Below are 21,086 nucleotides of genomic sequence, written 5' to 3' on the forward strand. Positions count from 1 at the left end.
CGGGGACGCCGTGCGGGCGGGGGCGCGTGCGGGCCCGCCGGGGCCGGGCGCGGGGACGCCTACAGGTACAGGCCCGCCAGGGCCGGTGCGGGCCCGAGGTGCGGGCCCGCCTACAGGTACAGGCCCGTCGTGTCCTCGGTGCCCTCGAAACGGTCGGCGGCCACGGCGTGCAGATCGCGCTCGCGCATCAGGATGTACGCCACGCCCCGCACCTCGACCTCGGCGCGGTCCTCCGGGTCGTACAGAACCCGGTCGCCCGGCCCCACCGTCCGCACGTTCTGCCCGACGGCGACCACCTCGGCCCAGGCGAGCCGCCGGCCCACGGCCGCCGTCGCGGGGATCAGGATGCCGCCGCCGGAGCGGCGCTCGCCCTCGCCGGTGTCCTGCCGCACGAGCACACGGTCGTGCAGCATCCGGATGGGCAGCTTGTCGTCGTGGTGGGTCTTCTCGCTCACACCACCGAACCTACCTGCCCCGGCGCCCGCGCGGCCCCGAGGGTCAGCGCTCGCGCCGCCGCGAGCCGACCACGAGCAGCCCGATGACGCCCACGGCGACCAGCGCCACCGGGACGATCCGCTCGATACGGGGCGAACCGTCCACCCCGACGAAACGGCCCTTCACGTCCGAGACGAATCGGTTCGCCCCGACGTACGCCCGTCCCAGCGAGTGGTCCACGCCGGAGACGACCTTCGCCTTCGCATCGCCGACGATCGTCTTGGGGTGGACGCGCACCCCGATCTCGTCGAGCGTCTCGGCAAGCTGGTCGCGCCGGCGCTTGATGTCCGCCTCGATCTGCGCAGGGGTCCTGGCATCCGACACCGCGCTGCCTCCAGGTCGTATCGATTGTGTGGACGTAACTGTGACCACAGTCTGTCAGCTTCACGCGCGCCGCACCCCACGGCACCCCTATTACGCTCGACTCCGTCACCACACCTTTCGCGCGAAACACGCTTCGCGCGAAGCACCTTTTGTGCGAGCCACCCCGCGAGGAGACCGAAGATGAGCGAGCGACTGCAGCCCGGCGACACCGCCCCCGCGTTCACCCTGCCCGACGCCGACGGCAAGGACGTCTCGCTGGCCGACCACAAGGGCCGCAAGGTCATCGTCTACTTCTACCCGGCCGCCCTGACCCCCGGCTGCACCAAGCAGGCCTGCGACTTCACCGACAACCTCGACGCCCTGGCCGCCGCCGGCTACGACGTCATCGGCGTGTCGCCCGACAAGCCGGAGAAGCTCGCCAAGTTCCGCGAGCAGGAGAACCTCAAGGTCACCCTGGTCGGCGACCCGTCCAAGGAGACCCTGGAGGCCTACGGCGCCTTCGGCGAGAAGAAGCTGTACGGCAAGACGGTGACCGGCGTCATCCGCTCCACCGTCGTCGTCGACGAACAGGGCAAGGTCGAGCACGCCTTCTACAACGTCAAGGCGACCGGCCACGTCGCCAAGATCATCCGGGACCTCGGCGTCTGACCGCCCGGCGCCCCGGGCGCCCGCAGCTGTGACAAAGCCCCCCTCGCCGGGGGCTTTCGTTTGCGCCGGTGATGTCCCGAGCAGGTGAGCCCGGGGGGAGCGTCCCAAGGCAGAACGAAAGGAACCACTCCATGGCGGCCCACGAAGTGACCGAGGCCGATGCCGAGGCGGTCAAACGCCACCGCACGCTGTTCCGCGCCGTCAGACGGCGCAAGAACCCGCCGCTGCGCCGCACCGACATCACGGTCACCGACGAGGCGGCGGTCAAGCGCGCGGTGAAGGCCGCCTCGCTCGGCAACGCCATGGAGTGGTTCGACTTCGGCATCTACAGCTACCTGGCCGTCACCATCGGCCACGTCTTCTTCCCGTCCGGGAACGACACGGTCCAGCTGGTCTCCTCCTTCGCGACCTTCGCGGTGTCCTTCCTCGTGCGCCCCATCGGAGGCATGGTCTTCGGGCCCATGGGCGACAAGATCGGCCGCAAGAAGGTCCTCGCCCTGACGATGATCATGATGGCGGTCGGCACGCTCGCCATCGGCCTGATCCCGTCCTACGCCACCATCGGCTTCTGGGCCCCCGTCCTGCTGATCTTCTTCCGCCTGGTCCAGGGCTTCTCCACGGGCGGCGAGTACGGCGGCGCCTCCACCTTCATCGCCGAGTACGCCCCCGACAAGCGGCGCGGCTACTTCGGCAGCTTCCTGGAGCTCGGCACCCTCGCCGGGTACACGGGCGCGGCCGGTCTCGTCCTCATACTCAACACCGCCCTCGGCGCGGACACCATGGACTCCTGGGGCTGGCGCCTGCCGTTCCTCGTCGCGGGCCCGCTCGGCCTCGTCGGCCTCTACCTGCGGCTCAAGCTGGACGAGACGCCGGCGTTCCAGAAGATGGAGGACGCCACCTCCCACGCGGCGCCCGAAGGCGCCTCGACCGTGGAGAGCACCGCCAAGGGCGACCTCGCGAAGATCTTCCGCCAGTACTGGCCGACGCTGATCCTGTGCGTCGCGCTCGTCGGCGCGTACAACATCACCGACTACATGCTGCTGTCGTACATGCCGACCTACCTCTCCGACGAACTCGGCTACGACGACTCGCACGGGCTGCTGATCCTCATCGGCACGATGATCGTCCTGATGCTGGTCATCAGCCGGGTGGGCCGGCTCTCCGACCGCTTCGGCCGCAAGCCGCTGCTGATGGCGGGCATGCTGGGCTTCCTCTTCCTGTCCCTGCCGTCCTTCCTCCTGATCAAGCAGGGCAGCCTGCTCGCGGTCTCCGCCGGCATGCTGCTGCTCGGCCTCTCCCTGGTCTGCCTCCTCGGCACGATGTCGGCGACGCTCCCGGCCCTCTTCCCCACCTCGGTCCGCTACGGCTCCCTCTCCGTCGGCTACAACATCTCCGCCTCCCTCTTCGGCGGCACGGCGCCCCTGGTGATCACCTCCCTGATCGGCGTCACGGGGACGGACATGGTCCCGGCGTACTACTCCATGGCGGCGGCGGTCGTGGGCGTCATCGCCGTGGCCTGCATGAAGGAGACCGCGCAGAAGCCGCTCTCCGGCTCCCCGCCGTCGGTGGAGACGAAGGAGGAGGCGGCGGAACTGGTCGAGGCCCGGACCACGGCCCCCCGCTTCTGACCCCCTCCCCCGCACCGCACCACGGCCCGCCCCACACGCACAAGTGGGACGGGCCGTTCCGCATATCGGGCGTGACGGTCCGATTAACGGTTCGTTACTCCGTACGGGGCTGCGAACGCGTGGCCGGGACGGAGGGGATGACATGGCGGTGCGCTACACCCGGGAGCTGCTGGAGGAGGCGGCGCGGGAGACGCGTACGTGGGATGAGGCGGTGCGGTGGTGCGGGGGTGAGCCGACGCGCTACAGCAAGCGCTACGTACGGCAGAAGATGCTGGACGCGGGCATCGAGATCTCGCACTTCCCCCAGCGATGGGTGCGGCACACCGAAGGGGCGCTGCGAGCCGCTGTGGCGGACTCCCACAGCATCAGGGATGTCGTGCGGCGGCTGGGGATCAGCAACGTCGGCGGCAACCAGACGCACATCAGCCGCCGGATCGCGAAGCTGGGCATCGACACCTCACATTTCCGCCCTCTGGGCCCCAGGAGGCCCAAAGCGACGAAGGACGTCCTGGCACTCCGCGATCCGGACGACGGGCGGGTCCCCGGTGAGCGGCTGCGCCGAGCGCTGCTGCGGACCGGGGTGGCCGAGCACTGCGCCCGGTGCGGGACCGGCACGGAGTGGAACGGACGCCCGCTCCGGCTGGAGGTCGACCACATCAACGGAGACTGGTGGGACAACCGAGCGGAGAACCTGCGCCTCCTGTGCCCCAACTGTCACGCGGTGACCGACACCTACCGGGGCCGCAAGCGGAGGCGGGCATGAGCAAGTACCCCCGTGAGCTGCTGGAAACGGCCGCTGCCGCCTCCACCAGCCTCGTCGATCTGATGCGGCGCGTCGGCGCCCCACTGGGCAGTGGCCCCCAGGGATACCTGCGTGCACGGCTCGTCCACTACGGCATCGACACCTCGCATTTTCTGACGGAACCCCTTCCCGAGCGCCCGCCACGGTCGTATGCGCAGCAGATCCTGACGGAAGCGGCGGCCTGTTCGACCAGCATCCGCGAAATGTTCGTGCACATGGGCATTCCACCGGAGGACGGTCCGTACGGGCACGTCAAGAAGAAGCTGCGGCGCTACGGCATCGACACCAGTCACTTCGCCGCGCCGCGCGCCGCGTGCGGCGCCGATCTCTTTCCCGAAGAGGAGTTCACTCGTGCCGTGGCTGCCTCCCATGGCCTGGCCGACCTGATGCGACGGCTCGGACTGCCCCCCTTGGGCGGAGCCGGGCGTGCCAAGGCCAAACGCAGCATCGACGCATACGGGCTCTCCACGGAGCACTTCATGGGACAGGGGCACAACGCCGGTCGGCGCCCGCCCACCACCAAGGGCGCCGATGAGATTCTGATCCGGCTAGACGACGGCTCGGCCCGTACGCGTACCCGCCTCCTGCGCAGGGCACTCGATGACATCGGGGTTCCGCACGTGTGCGCCGCATGCGGGCTGGGCGAGATCTGGCAGGGCATGCGGCTGGTGCTGGAGATCGACCACGTCAACGGGGACCGTCTGGACAACGGGCGCGAGAACCTGCGGTATCTCTGCCCCTCATGCCACAGCCAGACGAGATCTTTCGCTGTTCGCTCCTATACGCGCTCGCGGGGACAGTAAGCTGTACAGCGACCTGCGCCCGTACGCCAATGGCTGAGCGGCGTCGTTTAGGTCGACGTGTCTGTCGGTTCGAATCCGACCGGGCGTACCACCAGACCGAAGGCCCGGCTCGCGCCCCGCGAGCCGGGCCTTCGGCATCTGCGGGCCCTCAGCCCAGCAGCTCCCGCACCGCCGGCACCAGCCCCCGGAACGCCTTGCCGCGATGGCTGATCGCGTTCTTCTCGTCCGCCGTCAGCTCCGCGCACGTGCGCGGCTCTCCCTCCGGCTGGAGGATCGGGTCGTAGCCGAAGCCGCCGGTGCCGGCGGGAGTCGTGCGCAGGGTGCCGCGCAGGCGGCCCTCGACCACGCGTTCCGTGCCGTCGGGGAGCGCGAGGGCCGCCGCGCAGGCGAAGTGGGCGCCGCGGTGTTCGGCGGAGATGTCGCCGAGCTGGGCGAGGAGCAGGTCCAGGTTCGCCCGGTCGTCGCCGTGGCGGCCCGCCCAGCGGGCGGAGAAGATGCCGGGGGCACCGCCGAGGACGTCGACGCACAGGCCGGAGTCGTCGGCGACGGCGGGCAGCCCGGTGGCGCGGGCGAGGGCGTGGGCCTTGAGGAGGGCGTTCTCGGCGAAGGTGACGCCGGTCTCCTTGACGTCGGGGATCTGCGGGTAGGCGTCCGCGCCGACGAGCTCGTGGGTGAGGCCTGCGTCGGCGAGGATCGCCCGGAGTTCCGTGATCTTGCCGGTGTTGCGGGTGGCGAGGATGAGGCGGGTCATGTCCCCAGTATCCAGCGCCCCGCGTCGGCCGCGGCTACGGCGTGCAGACCTTGGTGAGTTCGCCCGCCGCGTCGGTGACGGGGGTGACGTCGGGCGTGCTGTCGCCCTTGTCGATGGCGTCGCGGACGTTGGCGACGGCCCGGTCGAGGTCGTCGACGGCCTTGTCGACGTCGGTGTCGTCGGTCTTGTCGCTGATCTTGTCGAGGTTCTTGCCGATGTCGTCGAGCGCCCGGTCGGCCTCGGCGGGGTTGTCGCCGGCGTTCTCGACGGCCTGCTGGAGGTCGGTGACGCTGTCGGCGATGGTGTCCGCGGTCTGGACGCAGTCCAGGGCCTTGGAGACGGCGTCGCAGCCGACGAGGCCGATGCCGGCCGGTACGGCGATCAGGGCTGTGGCGACAGCGGTGGCGATACGGCGGTGGCGCGCGGCCATGGTTGGGTCCCTCCCCGTGTGCGTACGGGCGCCCGGCTTCGCCCGCGCGCCCGTACTTGTTACAACGCCCGGCAGGGGGTCGTTGGTTGCTCGCCCGCCGTACGGGGTCAGCGGGTGGCGGCCAGTGCCTCGCGCTGGAAGGCGGCGAGGTCCTCGCAGCCGCCGAGGGCGAGGTCGAGGAGGGCGTTGAGCTCCTTGCGGTCGAAGGGCTCGGCCTCGGCGGTGCCCTGGACCTCGACGAAGCGGCCGTCGCCGGTGCAGACGACGTTCATGTCGGTGTCGGCCTTCACGTCCTCCTCGTAGCAGAGGTCGAGGAGCGGTACGCCGCCGACGATGCCGACGGAGACGGCGGAGACGGTGTCGGTGAGGGGCTTGCGGCCGGCCTTGATGAGCTTCTTGCCCTGGGCCCAGGCGACGGCGTCGGCCAGGGCCACGTAGGCGCCGGTGATGGCGGCGGTGCGGGTGCCGCCGTCGGCCTGGAGGACGTCGCAGTCCAGGACGATGGTGTTCTCGCCGAGCGACTTGTAGTCGATGACGGCGCGCAGCGAGCGGCCGATGAGGCGGCTGATCTCGTGGGTGCGGCCGCCGATCTTGCCGCGGACGGCTTCGCGGTCGCCGCGGGTGTTGGTGGAGCGGGGCAGCATCGAGTATTCGGCGGTGACCCAGCCTTCGCCGCTGCCCTTGCGCCAGCGCGGGACGCCTTCGGTGACGGAGGCGGTGCAGAAGACCTTGGTGTCGCCGAAGGAGATGAGGACGGAGCCCTCGGCGTGCTTGCTCCAGCCGCGTTCGATGGTGATGGGGCGGAGTTGTGCGGGGGTGCGGCCGTCGATGCGGGGCGTAGAGGACATGGGGGCGAGCCTATCGGGACATGGGCGAGGGGCCCTTCTCCGGCCGGGGAAGGGCCCCTCGGGCGTGAACGCGGGGTTCAGGTGCTCACATCATGTCTTCGATGTCGGCGGCGATCGGGTCGGCGTCGGTGCCGATGACGACCTGGATCGCGGTGCCCATCTTGACGACGCCGTGGGCGCCGGCGGCCTTCAGGGCGGCGTCGTCGACGAGGCCGGCGTCGTGGACCTCGGTGCGCAGGCGGGTGATGCAGCCCTCGACCTCTTCGATGTTGTCGATGCCGCCGAGCCCGGCGACGATCTTCTCAGCCTTGGTGGCCATGTGTTTCTCCCTGGTTCCAAAGGACGCGGCCTCCGTACGTCGGAGGTCCGTACGCCGTAGGTCCGCTGTGTCACGTTAACGCACGGTTGGACCATCTTCGCGGGCGGTCACGGTGTGGGTGCCCGAGGATGACGGTCCAGGTGTCGTCCGCGTCGAATGGCGTCGAGGCGGCGCTCTCCACCCGTTCCCAACTGGTCTACACCAGTTTTCAACGACCGCCAAACCTGGCCTGTTCCGGGAGGACGCCGATGAGTTCCGACGCCGCCGCGGTGCCGCGGAAGAAGTGGTGGAACGGCCTGTTCCAGGGGTTGCAGAAGATGGGCCGCAGCCTTCAGCTGCCCATCGCGGTGCTCCCGGCGGCCGGCATCCTCAACCGGCTCGGCCAGCCGGACGTCTTCGGTGACGAGGGCCTCGGCTGGACGAGCGTGGCCAAGGTGTTCGCGGCGGCGGGCGGCTCGCTGCTCGACTCCTCGCTCGGGCTGCCGCTGCTGTTCTGCGTCGGGGTCGCGATCGGCATGGCGAAGAAGGCGGACGGTTCGACGGCGCTCGCGGCGGTCGCCGGTTTCCTCGTCTACTACGCGGTGCTGCGCGCCTTTCCCGAGGACTGCCCGGCGGACACGACGTTCGGGGCGGCGGGGATGTGGAGCGGGGTCTGCGTGGCGGAGGACGGGCAGGTCGCGCAGGCCGCGTACCAGAATCCGGGGGTGTTCGGCGGCATCGTGATGGGGCTGCTCGCCGCGTGGTTCTGGCAGCGCTACCACCGGGTGAAGCTGGTGGACTGGCTGGGCTTCTTCAACGGCCGCCGGCTCGTGCCGATCATCATGGCCTTCGTCGGGCTGCTCTTCGCGGGGCTGTGCGTGTGGATCTGGCCGCCGGTCGGTGACGCGCTGACCAGCTTCTCGAAGTGGCTGGTGGATCTGGGCTGGCTGGGTTCGGGGATCTTCGGGGTGGCGAACCGCGCGCTGCTGACGGTGGGCCTGCACCAGTTCCTGAACACCTTCGTGTGGTTCCAGTTCGGCGACTACACCAAGCCGGACGGCACGATGGTGCACGGGGACATCAACCGGTTCCTGGCCGGGGACCCGACGGCGGGCCAGTTCACCTCGGGGTTCTTCCCGATCATGATGTTCGCGCTGCCGGCGGCGGCTCTGGCGATCACGCACTGCGCGCGGCCGGAGCGGCGCAAGGTGGTGGGCGGCATGATGCTGTCGGTCGGTCTGACGTCGTTCGTCACGGGCATCACCGAGCCGATCGAGTACTCGTTCCTGTTCATCGCGCCGCTGCTGTACGTGCTGCACGCGGTGCTCACGGGGGTCTCGATGGCGGTGACGTGGGGGCTCGGCGTGAAGGACGGTTTCAGCTTCTCGGCGGGGCTGATCGACTACGTGATCAACTGGAGTCTGGCGACGAGACCGTGGCTGATCCTGTTGATCGGCCTGGGCTTCGGTGTCGTGTACTACTTCGTGTTCCGCTTCGTCATCACGAAGTTCGATCTGGCGACCCCGGGGCGGGAGCCGGAAGAGGAGGCGGAGGCGCTGGACCGGGAGCAGACGAAGGCCTAGTCGCGCGCTGCGGGTAGCCTCTGTTCTCCCTCCGCTTGAGGCCCTTGGACCGTGCCGTCCGAGGGCCTTTGGTCCGCCCTGTCCGGATATGGCCGAGCCCACAGGAATCACGGGTTCCTTACGTCACCTTCACCGTGCTACAACAGGTCTACACCAGTGAGTGGTGTAGACCACCTGGGTGCTGTCCACCCCCAACTGTCCCCGACAGCGCCCGCACATGGAGGAAGACATGAGTACGGCCACCGCCAAGGCGGCGCCCGCGAAGAAGCGGGGCTCCGGCCTGTTCCAGGGCCTGCAGAAAGTCGGGCGCAGCCTGCAGCTGCCGATCGCGGTGCTCCCTGCGGCGGGCATCCTGCTCCGCCTGGGCCAGCCGGACGTGTTCGGCGCCGACGGGCTGGGCTGGGGCAAGGTCGCCACGGTCTTCGCCACGGCGGGAGACGCCGTCTTCGCGAACATGCCGCTGCTGTTCTGCATCGGTGTCGCGATCGGCTTCGCCAAGAAGGCGGACGGCTCCACCGCGCTCGCCGCGCTGGTCGGCTTCCTGGTCTACAAGAACGTGCTGACCGCGTTCCCGGTCACCGAGTTGAAGATCCAGAAGGGCGCGGACATACCCGCGACCTACAACGACCCGAAGGTCCTCGGCGGCATCGTCATGGGCCTGATCTCCGCCGTCGTGTGGCAGCGGTTCCACCGCACCAAGCTGGTGGACTGGCTCGGCTTCTTCAACGGCCGCCGCCTCGTGCCCATCATCATGGCCTTCATCGGCACCGCGATGGGTGTGCTCTTCGGTCTGGCCTGGGGCCCGGTCGGCGACGCCATCACCAACTTCGGCGAGTGGATGACCGGTCTCGGCTCGGTCGGCGCCGGCATCTTCGGCGTGGTCAACCGCGCCCTGCTGCCCGTCGGCATGCACCAGTTCGTGAACACCGTCGCCTGGCAGGAGATCGGCTCCTTCACCGACTCCGCGGGCGCCGTCTGGCACGGCGACATCCAGCGCTTCATGCACGGCGACCCGACGGCCGGCCAGTTCATGTCGGGCTTCTTCCCGATCATGATGTTCGCGCTGCCCGCGGTGGCGCTCGCCATCACCCACACGGCCCGCCCCGAGCGCCGCAAGGTGGTCGGCGGCATGATGATGTCGCTGGCGCTGACCTCGTTCGTCACCGGCATCACGGAGCCGATCGAGTTCGCGTTCATGTTCATCGCCCCGGTGCTGTACGTGGTCCACGCGCTGCTGACGGCCCTCGCCATGGCGGTGACCTGGGCGCTCGGCGTGCACCACGGCTTCACCTTCTCGGCCGGCGCGATCGACTACGTCCTGAACTGGAAGTTCGCCGAGAAGCCGTGGCTGATCATCCCCATCGGCCTGGTCTTCGCGGCCGTGTACTACGTCGTGTTCCGCTTCGCGATCCAGCGGTTCGACCTGCCGACCCCGGGCCGTGAGCCCGAGGAGGAGGTCGAGGACCTCACCAAGGCGTAGGCCTCACCCCGCTCACGCGAAGGCCCCGGGACCAGGACGGTTCCGGGGCCTTCGCCGTGCGTGCGGCGCGAAGAAAGAGCCGGGCGCGGGGTCACACCTCGTACGTCGCTCCGGGTGCCGCGAGCTCCGTCGGGCCGTCGTACACCGCGCGGGCGTCCGCGAGGTTCACCCGGGGGTCCGTCCACGGCGGGATGTGGGTGAGCAGCAGCTTTCCCGCGCCGGCCCGCCGCGCGCACTCGCCCGCCTCGCGGCCGTTGAGGTGCAGGTCGGGGATGTCCTCCTTGCCGTGGGTGAAGGCCGCCTCGCACAGGAACAGGTCCGTGCCGAGGGCGAGTTCGTCCAGGCTCTCGCAGCTGCCCGTGTCCCCCGAGTACGTGAGGGACCTGCCCCCGTGCTCGACGCGGATGGCGTACGCCTCCACGGGGTGGCGCACCCTCTCGGTGCGCACGGCGAACGGGCCGATGTCGAAGGAGGCCGGTTTGACCGTGTGGAAGTCGAAGACCTCGCTCATCGAGGAGGCCGAGGGCGTGTCGGCGTAGGCGGTGGTCAGACGCTGTTCGGTGCCCTCGGGGCCGTAGACCGGCAGGGGGGCGCAGCGGCCGCCGTCGTGCCGGTAGTAGCGCGCCACGAAGTACGCGCACATGTCGATGCAGTGATCGGCGTGCAGGTGGCTGAGGAAGATCGCGTCGAGGTCGTACAGACCGATGTGGCGCTGCAGCTCGCCCAGGGCGCCATTGCCCATGTCGAGCAGCAACCGGAAGCCGTCGGCCTCTACGAGGTAGCTCGAGCAGGCCGACTCCGCGGACGGAAACGACCCCGAGCAGCCGACGACGGTGAGCTTCATGAAGCTGGAACCTCCGCGCTGGCGAAAGAGCTGGGGGGTGGGTGTGCGGTCCGTCGAGCGTAAGGCGCGAAAGGTCGGGTCGCTCCTCCGTCGCGGGGCGTTGTGGGGGAACTCACCTGCGGTGTCACCGGTTCGGGTGGCGCGTGGGGCGGGGGGAGTGGTGGGCGTGCGGGCGGGTGCGCCGGTACGGTCGTGCCCATGGACACGTCCTGGTGGCTCGCGCTGGCCGCCGTGGTGGTGCTCGCCCTCGTCGTCGCGCTGGTCGACGGCTGGGGCCGGGGCCCCCGGCGGTCGAGCACCCGTCCCTCCGGGCCCTCGCGGCCGCCCCGGGGGCCCCGGCGGCGGCTGCCCGCGCCGCGGCCCGCGGAGATCTGGTGGGCGCGGGTGCCCTATGAGGACGGGCCCGGCGGGAAGGACCGGCCGTGCCTGGTGCTCTCGGTGCGCGGGGAGCGGGCGCGCGTCGCGAAGATCACCAGCAAGTTCCACGAGGAGCGGGCGGGGGTGATCCCGCTGCCGCCGGGTTCGGTGGGCGACGCGGAGGGGCGGGCCAGTTTCCTGGAGACCGACGAGTTGCGGGACGTGCCGCTGTGGGAGTTCCGGCGCCGGGCGGGGGTGGTGGACCCGGTCCTGTGGGACCAGGTGCGGTATCTGGCGGACTGAGCCGCCATCCCCTCCGCCCGGGGCTTTCGCCCCGGGGCCCACTCCTCGCAGGCGGGGAGGAGCCGGCCCGGTCCCTTCGGCGGCTGCGGGTCAGGCCCAGAGCTGGCCGTGCAGCGTCTCGATGGCCGCCTCGGTGGTCGGGGCGGTGTAGACGCCCGTCGAGAGGTACTTCCAGCCGCCGTCGGCGACGACGAAGACGATGTCGGCGCTCTCCTTGGCCTTGACGGCCTTCTTTCCGACGCCGATCGCCGCGTGCAGCGCGGCGCCCGTGGAGACGCCCGCGAAGATGCCCTCCTGCTGGAGGAGTTCGCGGGTGCGCGTCACCGCGTCGGCGGAGCCGACGGAGAAGCGGGTGGTCAGCACGGAGGCGTCGTACAGCTCGGGGACGAAGCCCTCGTCGAGGTTGCGCAGGCCGTAGACGAGGTCGTCGTAGCGCGGCTCGGCGGCGACGATCTTGATGTCGGGCTTCTGCTCGCGCAGGTAGCGGCCGACGCCCATGAGGGTGCCGGTGGTGCCGAGGCCCGCCACGAAGTGGGTGATGGAGGGCAGGTCGGCGTAGATCTCCGGGCCCGTGGTGGCGTAGTGGGCGCCGGCGTTGTCGGGGTTGCCGTACTGGTAGAGCATGACCCAGTCCGGATGCTCGGCCGCCAGCTCCTTGGCGACGCGGACCGCGGTGTTGGAGCCGCCCGCGGCGGGCGAGGAGATGATCTCGGCGCCCCACATGGCGAGCAGGTCGCGCCGCTCCTGCGAGGTGTTCTCCGGCATGACGCACACGATGCGGTAGCCCTTGAGCCGGGCGGCCATGGCGAGCGAGATGCCGGTGTTGCCGGAGGTCGGCTCCAGGATCGTGCAGCCGGGCGTCAACCGGCCGTCCTTCTCGGCCTGTTCGACCATGTGGAGGGCCGGCCGGTCCTTGACGGAACCGGTCGGGTTGCGGTCCTCCAGCTTGGCCCAGATGCGGACGGAGTCCGAAGGGGACAGGCGCGGCAGGCGTACGAGCGGCGTGTTGCCGACCGCGGCGAGCGGGGAGTCGTAGCGAGGCATCCGGGATCGGGCCTAGACCATGCCGCCGGCGACGGCCGGCAGGATCGTGACGTTGTCGCCGTCGGCGAGCTTGGTGGAGATGCCGTCGAGGAAGCGGACGTCCTCGTCGTTGAGGTACACGTTCACGAAGCGGCGCAGCTTGCCGTCGTCGACGATGCGCTCGGCGATGCCCGCGTGCCGCGAGTCGAGGTCGGTGAAGAGCTCGGCGAGGGTGTCGCCGCTGCCCTGGACGGCCTTCTCGCCGTCGGTGTAGCTGCGGAGGATGGTGGGGATGCGGACCTCGATGGCCATGGCTGAGGGCTCCTGTCGGAAGGTTCAGGTGAGGGGGCGCGCGGCGGTCCGGCCGTGCTCGTGCACCGGTGTGCGCGGTCGTACGCGGTGGGGCGCCGCGGCCCGTCGCTGGCCGTACGGCGGCAGGGGTCAGCGCGAACAGATGGCGCTGCTGAGCCTGCACAGGTCGACGTGCAGACGCGCCACGAGCAGCATGCCCGGCATCTTGTCGCTCACGTCGTGGGAAACCATGCGCTCATCGTATCGATTCCCGGTCCGGGTCCCGGAATGTGATCTCACATGGTGGATGTTTTCCGTCCATCACCTGGATGCCGGGAGGTAGGTGACCGTCGGCGCCCCGGTCGCGGGGTGCACCGCGACCTCCGCCGTCACGCCGTACACCTCGGCGAGCATCTCGCTGGTCAGGACCTGTTCGGGGGTGCCGGACGCGGCCACCCGGCCGGCCCGCAGGACGTAGAGGCGGTCGCAGAAGTAGGCGGCGAGATTCAGGTCGTGCAGGGCCAGGAGATTGGTCGTGCCGAGGGCGCCGACCAGGGAGAGGATCTCCAGCTGGTAGCGGATGTCGAGGTGGTTGGTCGGCTCGTCGAGGACCAGGACGGCGGGCCGCTGCACCAAGGCCCGGGCCACCAGCGCGCGTTGGCGCTCGCCCCCGGAGAGCGCCGCGAAGGAGCGCTCGGCGAGAGCGTCCGCGCCGACGCGGGCGAGGGCGGTCCGCACCAGTTCCTCGTCCCGCCCGGTGTCCCCCTCCCAGAACCGCTTGTGCGGGGAGCGGCCCATGGCGACGATCTGCCGGACGGTGAGGTCGAAGCCCGCCTGCCCGTCCTGCGGGACGGCGGCGATGCGGCGCGCGCGGGCCTTGGCGCCGAGCCCGGCCAGGTCGGCGCCCTCCAGCAGGACGCGGCCCTCGGACGGGGCGAGCGCCCCGTACACGCAGCGCAGCAGCGTCGTCTTGCCGCTGCCGTTGGGGCCGACGACGCCCACGGTCTCGCCCTCGGCGACGGTCAGGGACACGCCGTCGAGCAGCCGCGCCCCGACGGGCGTGCGGTAGCCGACGTCCTCGGCGCGCAGCGTCACGCGGCCACCCCTTCGTGGCGGTGGCTCCCGCGCAGCAGCCACAGGAAGAACGGGCCGCCCGTCAGCGCGGTGAGCACACCGACCGGGATGTCCTGCGGGGCGGCCACCGTGCGGGCGGCGAGGTCCGCGACGACCAGGAACACCGCGCCCAGGAGCGCCGCCACCGGCAGCAGCGGCCGGTGCGCGGCGCCGACCAGCATGCGGGCGGCGTGCGGCACCAGCAGGCCGACGAACCCGATGGCGCCGCTGTACGCGACGAGGACGCCGGTCAGGAGCGAGGCGAGGACGAAGACGGCGGCGCGGAAACGGGCGGTGTCCAGCCCGAGGACGGTGGCGCCCTCCTCGCCGACGAGCAGCAGGTCCAGGGGCCGGGCCAGCGCCACCAGCAGGAGCGTGCCGGCGGCCAGGACGGCGCAGGGCAGGGCGAGCATGTCCCAGCGGGCGCCGCCGAGCCCGCCGAGCGTCCAGTACAGGACTTCCTTGAGCTGGTCGGCGCTGTCCGCGGTGACGAGGATGAGGCTGGTCAGGGCGGACAGGATGTATGAGACGGCGACCCCGGCGAGGATCAGGCGGCCGGTGGCGAAGCCTCCGCCGCCGCTTCGGGCCAGGGCGTAGACGAGGGCCAGGGAGATCAGGGCGCCCGCGAAGGAGGCGGCGGGGATGGTGACGGCGGTGCTGAGAGCCGCGCCCAGGCCGAAGACGCCGCCGAGGACGATCGCCGAGACCGCGCCGACGGAGGCGCCCGAGGAGACGCCGAGCAGGAAGGGGTCCGCGAGGGGGTTGCGGACGAGGGCCTGCAGGACGGTGCCGATGACTGCCAGTCCGGCTCCTACGGTGGCGCCCAGTATGACTCTGGGGAGTCTTACGTCCAGGACGATGGTGCGGAACGGGGAGGGTTCCGCGCGGCCCGTCAGGATGTCCAGGACGTGGGACGGGGGGATGGGTACGGAGCCCAGGGCCAGGCCTGCGAGGGTCGCTGCCGCTAGGGCTGCGGTCAGTCCCGTCAGGGTCAAGAGGCGGTGCCCCTTGGAGTTCCGTCTGTCGCCCTTCGGGCTCGTCCTCAAACGCCGGACGGGCTGGAATTTGCCTCCCCCGGGCTGGAAGAGGCGCCGGACGGGCTGGAATTTGCCTCCCCCGGGCTGGAAGAGGCGCCGGACGGGCTGAATTTTGCCTCCCCCGGGCTGGATCAGGCGCCGGACGGGCTGGGGGGGTGCTCACAGCTGGGCCGCCAGCTTCCGCACCGCCTCCGGGGCTCGTACTCCTGTCACCACGTCCGACAGGGGAAGCACCGCGAACCGCTTGTTCCTGATCGCGGGGACGTCCGCCAGGACCGGGTCGTCGAGGAGGCGCTTCTTCTTCTGGGCGACGCTCGTGGCGCCGTAGTCGAGGATCACGACGACCTCCGGCTTGCGTTCGACGACCTTCTCCCAGGACGCGTCGCCGAAGGACCTGCCGAGGTCGGCGAAGACGTTGCGGCCGCCCGCCCGCTCGACGATGTCGTTGCCGATGCCCCGGCCGCCCAGCGTGAACGCCGTCTTGTCGCCGCTGTCGTAGACGAAGACGGACGCCGGCTTCCCGCCCTTCGTCTTCTGCTCGGTGGCGGCCAACTCCCGCTTCGCGCCGCTCACCCACGTGTCCGCGCGCTCGCGCACCCCGAAGGTCGAGCCGACCTCGCGCACCTCGCGGTAGACGTCGTCCATGGAGACGGCTCGCTTCGCGCACCCCTCGACGTTGAGGCGGCTCTCGATGCCGGACTCGGCGAGCGCGGAGCGGCTGCGGCCGTCGCCGGCGAGGAAGGCGCTGGCGTAACCGCCGTAGACGAAGTCGGGGTCGGTGGCGAGGAGCTTCTCGTAGGAGGGGTACTCCTTGGCGAGCACAGGGACGGACTTGTACGCCTTCTCGTACTTCGGCAGGACCTTGTCGTCGAGGTAGGCGGTGCCGACGAGGCGGTCCGCCAGGCCCAGTTCCAGCATCACCTCGGTGGCGTGCTGGTTCATGGTGACGGCCCGCTCGGGGGGTGCCTCGTACGTCGTCCGCACACCGCAGTTGGTGACGGTGTACGGGAATCCGGCGGCCTTGGCGGCGGGCCCGGCGTCATCGGGTGCGGACGAGGAGCACGCGGCGAGCGGGACGAGCAGGGCGGCGGCGGTCAGGGCGCGCAGGGCTCGGGACATGGCTGAACTGCCTCCTCCGGGGGATTTCCGCGTCCCCCGCGTTGCGTGGAGTGCGGGCGGCAGGTCAGTTCCTGACTCCCCCGCCCCCGATGCGGGGGTGGGGTCACAGTGGCGGGACCGTGCCGGATTCGCACCGGCTTCCTGGCTCCCGCCGCCCGAGGATGTCGGGCTCAGTATGCCTGGACCACGCGCACCTCTTCCTCGGTGACCTCGCCGTCCACGATGCGGAACGAGCGGAACTGGAAGGGGCCCGCGTCGTCGGTGTCGGCGGTGGAGACCAGGACGTAGTGGGCGCCGGGCTCGTTGGCGTAGGTGATGTCGGTGCGGGAGGGGTAGGCCTCGGTCGCGGTGTGCGAGTGGTAGACGATCACCGGCTCCTCGTCGCGGTCGTCCATCTCGCGGTAGAGCTTGAGCAGGTCGCCCGAGTCGAACTCGTAGAACGTGGGCGAGCGCGCGGCGTTCAGCATCGGGATGAACCGCTCGGGGCGGTCGGTGCCGGCGGGGCCCGCGACCACGCCGCAGGCCTCGTCGGGGTGGTCCTGGCGCGCGTGCGCGACGATCTGGTCGTGGAGGGCCTGGGTCAGGGTCAGCATGGCAGTCAGGATAAGCAGAGGGCCCGCACCGTACCGGAATGCGGTACGGGCGGGCCCGAATGCTGGACAGGTGCCCCGAGGGGCGGGTGTCAGTCCTTGGCCCCCGGTTCGCCGGCGGAGGCGACGGCGGGGGTCTTGCGCTTGTTGAAGGCGGCGGCCTCCGGGTTGCGCTTCTTGAGGATCAGGTAGGAGCCCGCGAGGATCGCGACCCACACCGGAGCGGCGTACAGCGAGATCCGGTTGTCCTCGTCGATGCCCATCATCACGATGACCATGCCGATGAACAGGAGCGCGAACCAGCTCGTGTACGGGGCTCCGGGCGCCCGGAAGGTGGACTGCGGCAGCTCACCGCGGTCGGCCTTGCGGCGGTAGCGGATCTGGCACGCCAGGATCATGATCCAGGCCCACATGCCGGAGATGGTCGCGAAGGAGACGACGTAGGTGAACGCCTTGCCGGGCCACTGGTAGTTGATCCAGACGCCGACCAGCATGCACGCGGCGGAGGCGGTGGTGCCGATCAGCGGCAGGCCGTTCTTCGTGAGCCTGGTGAAGAACTTCGGGCCCTGGCCGTTGAGCGCCAGGTCGCGCAGCATGCGGCCGGTGGAGTACATGCCGGAGTTGCAGGAGGAGAGCGCGGCGGTGAGGACCACGAAGTTCACGATCGCGGCGCCGATGCCGAGGCCCATCTCCTCGAAGGCCGCGACGAACGGCGAGACGCCGGGCTTGAAGTGCGTCCACGGCACGACCGACAGGATCATGATCAGCGCGCCGACGTAGAAGACGGCGATGCGCCACGGCACGGTGTTGATGGCCTTGGGCAGGACGGTCTTCGGGTCCTTGGACTCGCCCGCGGTGACGCCGACCAGCTCGACGGCGAGGAAGGCGAACATCACGATCTGCAGCGTCATCAGCGTGGAGCCGATGCCGTTGGGGAAGAAACCGCCCTGGTTCCACAGGTGGGCCACGGAGGCGGTGTCACCGGCGTCGGAGAAGCCGATGGTGAGGATGCCGACGCAGATCAGGATCATGCCGATGATGGCGGTGACCTTGACCATCGAGAACCAGAACTCCAGCTCGCCGAAGAGCTTCACGGAGATGAGGTTCGCGCCGTACAGGATGACCGTGAAGATCAGCGCGTAGGCCCATTGCGGGATGGAGCCGTGGGTCCAGTACTGCATGTACTGGGCGGCCGCGGTGACTTCCGTGATGCCGGTGACGACCCAGAAGAGCCAGTACGTCCAGCCGGTCACGAAGCCGAAGAACGGGCCCATGAATTCGCGCGCGTACTCCGAGAAGGAGCCCGACACGGGGCGGTACATGAGGAGCTCGCCGAGCGCCCGCATGATGAAGAAGATGACGAGGCCCGCGATGGCGTACGCCAGGATGAGGCTGGGGCCGGCCTTGTGGATGGCCTTGCCCGCGCCGAGGAACAGGCCGGTGCCGATGGCACCGCCGATCGCGATCATCTGGATCTGCCGGGCCCCCAGACCACGCTGGTAGCCCTCGCCGGACGGGCCGCCCGCGGCCTGCACGGCACCATCGCCGTCGTGCCCGTCGTGCTGCTCTTCGACCTGCACTGAGGTCATGGTGACGCCTTTCTCCATGCTGATCCGCGCCCGCGTCTCGCGTTGATGGCTGCGGATCAGGTCCTGATCCCCCCGGATATGTATGGAGTGCTACCGGCGGTCTGCCGGCCCGAGCGCCCTCGGTGACATGGGTGGCGTCACCGAGCGGTCGTGAAGATTTATCACGGCGGCAACAGTGAGGGAATCGGCCACCTGTGGCGCACACCACAGGGAGAAGCGGACAAAGTCCGCCTTGGTGCGTATAACCGGACAATGAAGTGACGGGATCGTTATCCGGATTTGAGCGTCCGCTGAGCGAACGGACCGCCATGTGAACAGAAGGTGCCCTGTACAGCAAATGCAGCTGTCCTATGCACCCATTTTCGGCCCCCGCTCAGTCCAGCAACGTCCCGACCAGCGTCTCCTGCAGTCCGCCGAGCCAGAGGTACGCCATCACCATCGGCTTGCGCGGATCCGCGTCCGGCAGCCGGTAGAGCAGATCGGCGTCCTCCTCGTCGGTGACCTCCAGGCGCGTGCCGATCGCGAGCCGCAGGTCATTGAGTGCCCCGAGCCAGTGCCGCGACTCCTCGACCGACAGTTTCAGGACAGCTCCGCCCTCGCCCGGGGACGCCATCGCGTCCAGCGAACGGATCACGACCAGCGCGTCCTCCCGCTTCTTGGCCCGCAGGTCGTTCTCCGTGAACCGGCGGAACTCGGCCGAATACGCGCGCAGTTCGTCCTCGCGCCCGACGTCCCCGGTCTCGCTGCCGGGGCCCCCGTACGCGTCCGGCAGCAGGCGCTGCAGTACGGGGTCGGCGGGCGGCTCGCTCGGCCCCTGGGCGAACAGCTCGGCCAGCGGGTCGTCGCCGGGCTCCCCGCCGGGGCCGGGCCCGATCAGCTCCAGGAGCTGCACGGCGAGGGAACGGATGATCGAGATCTCGACCTCGTCGAGCGCGACGGCGGCGCCGCCCCCGGGGATCGGTTCGAAGTGTCCAGGCATCAGATGCGTCGCTGCTTCCGGTCCGCCGCTACTTGCGGTCCTGCTGAAGGGTGGCCCACAGCCCGTACCCGTGCATGGCCTGCACGTCGCGCTCCATCTCCTCGCGGGAGCCGGTGGAGACGACCGCGCGGCCCTTCTCGTGCACGTCCATCATCAGCTTGGTGGCCTTCTCCTTCGAGTACCCGAAGTACGTCTGGAACACGTACGTCACATAGCTCATGAGGTTCACGGGGTCGTTGTGCACGAGCGTGATCCAGGGGACGTCCGGCTCGGGGACGACGAACGTCTCCTCGTCCGATTCCGGGCGGGTGATCTCTGCGGGAGCCGTACTCACACGCCCATGCTGCCACCTCGGTGGGGCACTCGCACAAACGGGCCCACGAAATCGTCAGAGTGACGAGATGCGGGGTAGCATCCTTCGCATGAACACAGCGGACCTTGGCCTGCCGGTGGATGTTCCGTCGACGGCGCTCTTCACGGACCAGTACGAGCTGACCATGCTGCAGGCCGCGCTGAAGGCCGGCACCGGCGACCGGCGCTCCGTCTTCGAGGTCTTCACCCGCAGACTGCCCGAGGGGCGGCGCTACGGCGTCGTGGCGGGCACCGGCCGGGTCCTGGACGCGGTGGAGAACTTCCGCTTCGACGCGGACGTCCTCGGCTTCCTGCGCGAGCGGGACATCGTCGACGAGGCCACCCTCCAGTGGCTGGCCGGCTACCGCTTCACCGGCGACATCTGGGGCTACCCCGAGGGCGAGGTCTACTTCCCCGGCTCGCCGATCCTGCGGGTCGAGGGCTCCTTCGCCGAGTGCGTGCTCCTGGAGACCGTGATCCTCTCCATCCTCAACCACGACTCGGCCATCGCGGCCGCCGCCTCCCGGATGTCCTCGGCCGCCGGCGAGCGCCCGCTGATCGAGATGGGCGCCCGCCGCACCCACGAGCTGGCCGCCGTCGCCGCCGCCCGCGCCGCGTACGTCGGCGGCTTCGCGACCACCTCGGACCTCGCCGCCGGCTTCCGCTACGGCATCCCGACCGTCGGCACCAGCGCCCACGCCTTCACCCTGCTGCACGACAGCGAGCGCGACGCCTTCCGCGCCCAGGTCGACTCGCTGGGCCGCGGCACGACCCTGCTCGTGGACACCTACGACGTCACCGAGGCCGTCCGCATGGCCGTGGAGGTCGCCGGGCCGGAGCTGGGCGCCGTGCGCATCGACTCCGGAGACCTGCTGCTCGTCGCCCACCGGGTGCGCCAGCAGCTGGACGAGCTGGGCGCGACCGACACGAAGATCGTGGTGACCTCCGACCTGGACGAGTACGCCATCGCCTCCCTGCGGGCGGCGCCCGTGGACGCGTACGGCGTGGGCACGCAGCTCGTCACCGGCTCCGGGCACCCCACCGCCTCCATGGTCTACAAGCTGGTCGCCCGCGCCCACTCGGCGGACCCGGCGGCGCCCCTGGAGCCCGTCGCGAAGAAGTCGCTGGGCGCCAAGAGCTCCGTGGGGGGCCGCAAGTGGGCCGCACGGCGGACCGACGAGCACGGCGTCGCCGAGGCGGAGGTCGTCGGCACCGGCGCCGTGCCCCCCGAGCTGGCGGACCACCAGCTCCTGGTCGAGCTGGTCAAGGGCGGCCGGGTCGTCGCCCGGGAGCCGCTGGACACCGTGCGCGACCGGCACGCGGCCGCGCGCGCCGCGCTGCCGCTCTCGGCGACCCAGCTGTCGCGGGGCGAGGCCGTCATCCCCACGGAATACCTCTGA

The 21,086-nt window shown here is 70.3% G+C and carries 24 protein-coding genes, 1 tRNA gene, 1 pseudogene and 1 riboswitch; of the genes and pseudogenes, 9 read left to right on the plus strand and 17 right to left on the minus strand.

Translation table 11 applies throughout. The features are described from left to right. Positions 1-110 precede the first annotated feature (110 nt). A complete protein-coding gene (locus ACZ516_RS05415) occupies positions 111-455 on the minus strand; it encodes a GroES family chaperonin (RefSeq protein WP_358580110.1) in 345 nt (114 codons plus the stop codon). Between the two features lie 43 nt (positions 456-498). After that, positions 499-819 carry a DUF3618 domain-containing protein gene (locus ACZ516_RS05420; RefSeq protein WP_361076183.1) on the minus strand — a complete coding sequence of 107 codons (321 nt, stop codon included), beginning with the start codon at positions 817-819 and terminating at the stop codon, positions 499-501. A gap of 180 nt (positions 820-999) precedes the next feature. Here ACZ516_RS05420 and bcp point away from each other — a divergent pair, with 180 nt between their 5' ends. From bcp to ACZ516_RS05445, 5 genes are all read left to right on the plus strand, one after another. Then, positions 1,000-1,467, plus strand: a complete 468-nt coding sequence (gene bcp, locus ACZ516_RS05425) for a thioredoxin-dependent thiol peroxidase (protein ID WP_358580114.1) — start codon at positions 1,000-1,002, stop codon at positions 1,465-1,467. 131 nt (positions 1,468-1,598) lie between these two features. Further along, positions 1,599-3,095: a glycine betaine/L-proline transporter ProP gene (gene proP, locus ACZ516_RS05430; protein ID WP_469008599.1), complete on the plus strand. Its 1,497-nt coding sequence runs from the start codon at positions 1,599-1,601 to the stop codon at positions 3,093-3,095. Positions 3,096-3,237: 142 nt separating this feature from the next. After that, on the plus strand, positions 3,238-3,858 hold the full coding sequence (locus ACZ516_RS05435) for an HNH endonuclease signature motif containing protein (protein WP_469008601.1): 621 nt from the start codon (positions 3,238-3,240) through the stop codon (positions 3,856-3,858). Continuing rightward, positions 3,855-4,700 carry an HNH endonuclease signature motif containing protein gene (locus tag ACZ516_RS05440; RefSeq protein ID WP_469008603.1) on the plus strand — a complete coding sequence of 282 codons (846 nt, stop codon included), beginning with the start codon at positions 3,855-3,857 and terminating at the stop codon, positions 4,698-4,700. Before ACZ516_RS05435 ends, ACZ516_RS05440 begins: the two co-directional genes overlap by 4 nt. 15 nt (positions 4,701-4,715) lie before the next feature. Then, positions 4,716-4,791 (plus strand) — tRNA-Leu (locus tag ACZ516_RS05445). 57 nt (positions 4,792-4,848) lie between these two features. Here ACZ516_RS05445 and rdgB read toward each other — a convergent pair. The 4 genes and pseudogenes from rdgB to ACZ516_RS05465 form a co-directional block, all read right to left on the minus strand. Next, positions 4,849-5,451 (minus strand): RdgB/HAM1 family non-canonical purine NTP pyrophosphatase, encoded by a 603-nt coding sequence (rdgB, locus tag ACZ516_RS05450; protein ID WP_358580124.1) that lies wholly within the window; start codon positions 5,449-5,451, stop codon positions 4,849-4,851. A gap of 34 nt (positions 5,452-5,485) precedes the next feature. After that, positions 5,486-5,881, minus strand: coding sequence for a hypothetical protein (locus ACZ516_RS05455; RefSeq protein WP_358580126.1), 396 nt, complete (start codon positions 5,879-5,881; stop codon positions 5,486-5,488). 107 nt (positions 5,882-5,988) lie between these two features. Continuing rightward, positions 5,989-6,729 (minus strand): ribonuclease PH, encoded by a 741-nt coding sequence (gene rph, locus ACZ516_RS05460; protein ID WP_358580129.1) that lies wholly within the window; start codon positions 6,727-6,729, stop codon positions 5,989-5,991. Between the two features lie 85 nt (positions 6,730-6,814). Further along, positions 6,815-7,063, minus strand: a pseudogene (locus ACZ516_RS05465) (PTS sugar transporter subunit IIB); the annotation flags it as partial. Between the two features lie 233 nt (positions 7,064-7,296). Between ACZ516_RS05465 and ACZ516_RS05470 the strand changes: the two are divergent. Then, the gene (locus ACZ516_RS05470; RefSeq protein WP_469008605.1) at positions 7,297-8,610 is read left to right on the plus strand and encodes a PTS transporter subunit EIIC; all 1,314 of its coding nucleotides are present in this window, start codon (positions 7,297-7,299) and stop codon (positions 8,608-8,610) included. Positions 8,611-8,839: 229 nt separating this feature from the next. Next, positions 8,840-10,090: a PTS transporter subunit EIIC gene (locus tag ACZ516_RS05475; protein WP_358580134.1), complete on the plus strand. Its 1,251-nt coding sequence runs from the start codon at positions 8,840-8,842 to the stop codon at positions 10,088-10,090. Between the two features lie 91 nt (positions 10,091-10,181). Here ACZ516_RS05475 and ACZ516_RS05480 read toward each other — a convergent pair whose 3' ends face one another. Beyond that, positions 10,182-10,934 (minus strand): MBL fold metallo-hydrolase, encoded by a 753-nt coding sequence (locus tag ACZ516_RS05480; protein WP_358697348.1) that lies wholly within the window; start codon positions 10,932-10,934, stop codon positions 10,182-10,184. Positions 10,935-11,132: 198 nt separating this feature from the next. Between ACZ516_RS05480 and ACZ516_RS05485 the strand changes: the two genes are divergently transcribed. Then, positions 11,133-11,594, plus strand: coding sequence for a type II toxin-antitoxin system PemK/MazF family toxin (locus ACZ516_RS05485; protein WP_358580138.1), 462 nt, complete (start codon positions 11,133-11,135; stop codon positions 11,592-11,594). 90 nt (positions 11,595-11,684) lie between these two features. On the opposite strand, the gene ACZ516_RS05490 is transcribed toward ACZ516_RS05485, so the two are convergent. From ACZ516_RS05490 to clpS, 10 genes are all read right to left on the minus strand, one after another. Continuing rightward, a complete protein-coding gene (locus tag ACZ516_RS05490) occupies positions 11,685-12,638 on the minus strand; it encodes a PLP-dependent cysteine synthase family protein (RefSeq protein ID WP_358580140.1) in 954 nt (317 codons plus the stop codon). Positions 12,639-12,650: 12 nt separating this feature from the next. Continuing rightward, positions 12,651-12,929, minus strand: a complete 279-nt coding sequence (locus ACZ516_RS05495; protein ID WP_358580142.1) for a MoaD/ThiS family protein — start codon at positions 12,927-12,929, stop codon at positions 12,651-12,653. A 129-nt stretch (positions 12,930-13,058) separates the two neighbouring features. Then, positions 13,059-13,160, minus strand: coding sequence for a putative leader peptide (locus ACZ516_RS05500; RefSeq protein WP_320590866.1), 102 nt, complete (start codon positions 13,158-13,160; stop codon positions 13,059-13,061). Between the two features lie 69 nt (positions 13,161-13,229). Further along, positions 13,230-14,045 carry an ABC transporter ATP-binding protein gene (locus tag ACZ516_RS05505; protein WP_469008609.1) on the minus strand — a complete coding sequence of 272 codons (816 nt, stop codon included), beginning with the start codon at positions 14,043-14,045 and terminating at the stop codon, positions 13,230-13,232. Next, positions 14,000-15,016, minus strand: coding sequence for a FecCD family ABC transporter permease (locus ACZ516_RS05510; RefSeq protein WP_469008611.1), 1,017 nt, complete (start codon positions 15,014-15,016; stop codon positions 14,000-14,002). Before ACZ516_RS05510 ends, ACZ516_RS05505 begins: the two co-directional genes overlap by 46 nt. Positions 15,017-15,217: 201 nt before the next feature. Next, positions 15,218-16,177 carry an ABC transporter substrate-binding protein gene (locus ACZ516_RS05515; RefSeq protein ID WP_469008613.1) on the minus strand — a complete coding sequence of 320 codons (960 nt, stop codon included), beginning with the start codon at positions 16,175-16,177 and terminating at the stop codon, positions 15,218-15,220. A gap of 45 nt (positions 16,178-16,222) precedes the next feature. Beyond that, positions 16,223-16,344: riboswitch (cobalamin riboswitch) on the minus strand. A 3-nt stretch (positions 16,345-16,347) separates the two neighbouring features. Beyond that, entirely contained in the window at positions 16,348-16,770 is a 423-nt protein-coding gene (locus tag ACZ516_RS05520) for a M67 family metallopeptidase (RefSeq protein ID WP_358580148.1), read from the minus strand. Between the two features lie 89 nt (positions 16,771-16,859). Then, a complete protein-coding gene (locus ACZ516_RS05525) occupies positions 16,860-18,356 on the minus strand; it encodes an amino acid permease (protein ID WP_358580150.1) in 1,497 nt (498 codons plus the stop codon). A gap of 373 nt (positions 18,357-18,729) precedes the next feature. Next, a complete protein-coding gene (locus ACZ516_RS05530) occupies positions 18,730-19,335 on the minus strand; it encodes a DUF2017 domain-containing protein (RefSeq protein ID WP_358580152.1) in 606 nt (201 codons plus the stop codon). 28 nt (positions 19,336-19,363) lie between these two features. After that, a complete protein-coding gene (clpS, locus tag ACZ516_RS05535; RefSeq protein ID WP_358580155.1) occupies positions 19,364-19,669 on the minus strand; it encodes an ATP-dependent Clp protease adapter ClpS in 306 nt (101 codons plus the stop codon). 88 nt (positions 19,670-19,757) lie between these two features. Here clpS and ACZ516_RS05540 point away from each other — a divergent pair, with 88 nt between their 5' ends. Beyond that, entirely contained in the window at positions 19,758-21,086 is a 1,329-nt protein-coding gene (locus ACZ516_RS05540; protein WP_469008614.1) for a nicotinate phosphoribosyltransferase, read from the plus strand.

The sequence above is a fragment of the Streptomyces sp. NPDC034037 genome, from assembly GCF_055575715.1.

What these genes read in the sequence shown, in the direction of transcription:
- ACZ516_RS05435 (WP_469008601.1), top strand. Translation starts at nt 3,238, where the DNA reads ATGGCGGTGCGCTACACCCGGGAGCTGCTGGAGGAGGCGGCGCGGGAG.
- ACZ516_RS05485 (WP_358580138.1), top strand. Translation starts at nt 11,133, where the DNA reads ATGGACACGTCCTGGTGGCTCGCGCTGGCCGCCGTGGTGGTGCTCGCC.
- proP (WP_469008599.1), top strand. Translation starts at nt 1,599, where the DNA reads ATGGCGGCCCACGAAGTGACCGAGGCCGATGCCGAGGCGGTCAAACGC.
- ACZ516_RS05455 (WP_358580126.1), bottom strand. Translation starts at nt 5,881, where the DNA reads ATGGCCGCGCGCCACCGCCGTATCGCCACCGCTGTCGCCACAGCCCTG.
- ACZ516_RS05520 (WP_358580148.1), bottom strand. Translation starts at nt 16,770, where the DNA reads ATGCTGACCCTGACCCAGGCCCTCCACGACCAGATCGTCGCGCACGCG.
- ACZ516_RS05530 (WP_358580152.1), bottom strand. Translation starts at nt 19,335, where the DNA reads ATGCCTGGACACTTCGAACCGATCCCCGGGGGCGGCGCCGCCGTCGCG.
- bcp (WP_358580114.1), top strand. Translation starts at nt 1,000, where the DNA reads ATGAGCGAGCGACTGCAGCCCGGCGACACCGCCCCCGCGTTCACCCTG.
- ACZ516_RS05480 (WP_358697348.1), bottom strand. Translation starts at nt 10,934, where the DNA reads ATGAAGCTCACCGTCGTCGGCTGCTCGGGGTCGTTTCCGTCCGCGGAG.
- ACZ516_RS05525 (WP_358580150.1), bottom strand. Translation starts at nt 18,356, where the DNA reads ATGACCTCAGTGCAGGTCGAAGAGCAGCACGACGGGCACGACGGCGAT.
- ACZ516_RS05490 (WP_358580140.1), bottom strand. Translation starts at nt 12,638, where the DNA reads ATGCCTCGCTACGACTCCCCGCTCGCCGCGGTCGGCAACACGCCGCTC.
- rph (WP_358580129.1), bottom strand. Translation starts at nt 6,729, where the DNA reads ATGTCCTCTACGCCCCGCATCGACGGCCGCACCCCCGCACAACTCCGC.
- ACZ516_RS05475 (WP_358580134.1), top strand. Translation starts at nt 8,840, where the DNA reads ATGAGTACGGCCACCGCCAAGGCGGCGCCCGCGAAGAAGCGGGGCTCC.
- ACZ516_RS05500 (WP_320590866.1), bottom strand. Translation starts at nt 13,160, where the DNA reads ATGGTTTCCCACGACGTGAGCGACAAGATGCCGGGCATGCTGCTCGTG.
- ACZ516_RS05540 (WP_469008614.1), top strand. Translation starts at nt 19,758, where the DNA reads ATGAACACAGCGGACCTTGGCCTGCCGGTGGATGTTCCGTCGACGGCG.
- rdgB (WP_358580124.1), bottom strand. Translation starts at nt 5,451, where the DNA reads ATGACCCGCCTCATCCTCGCCACCCGCAACACCGGCAAGATCACGGAA.
- ACZ516_RS05515 (WP_469008613.1), bottom strand. Translation starts at nt 16,177, where the DNA reads ATGTCCCGAGCCCTGCGCGCCCTGACCGCCGCCGCCCTGCTCGTCCCG.
- ACZ516_RS05440 (WP_469008603.1), top strand. Translation starts at nt 3,855, where the DNA reads ATGAGCAAGTACCCCCGTGAGCTGCTGGAAACGGCCGCTGCCGCCTCC.
- ACZ516_RS05470 (WP_469008605.1), top strand. Translation starts at nt 7,297, where the DNA reads ATGAGTTCCGACGCCGCCGCGGTGCCGCGGAAGAAGTGGTGGAACGGC.
- ACZ516_RS05495 (WP_358580142.1), bottom strand. Translation starts at nt 12,929, where the DNA reads ATGGCCATCGAGGTCCGCATCCCCACCATCCTCCGCAGCTACACCGAC.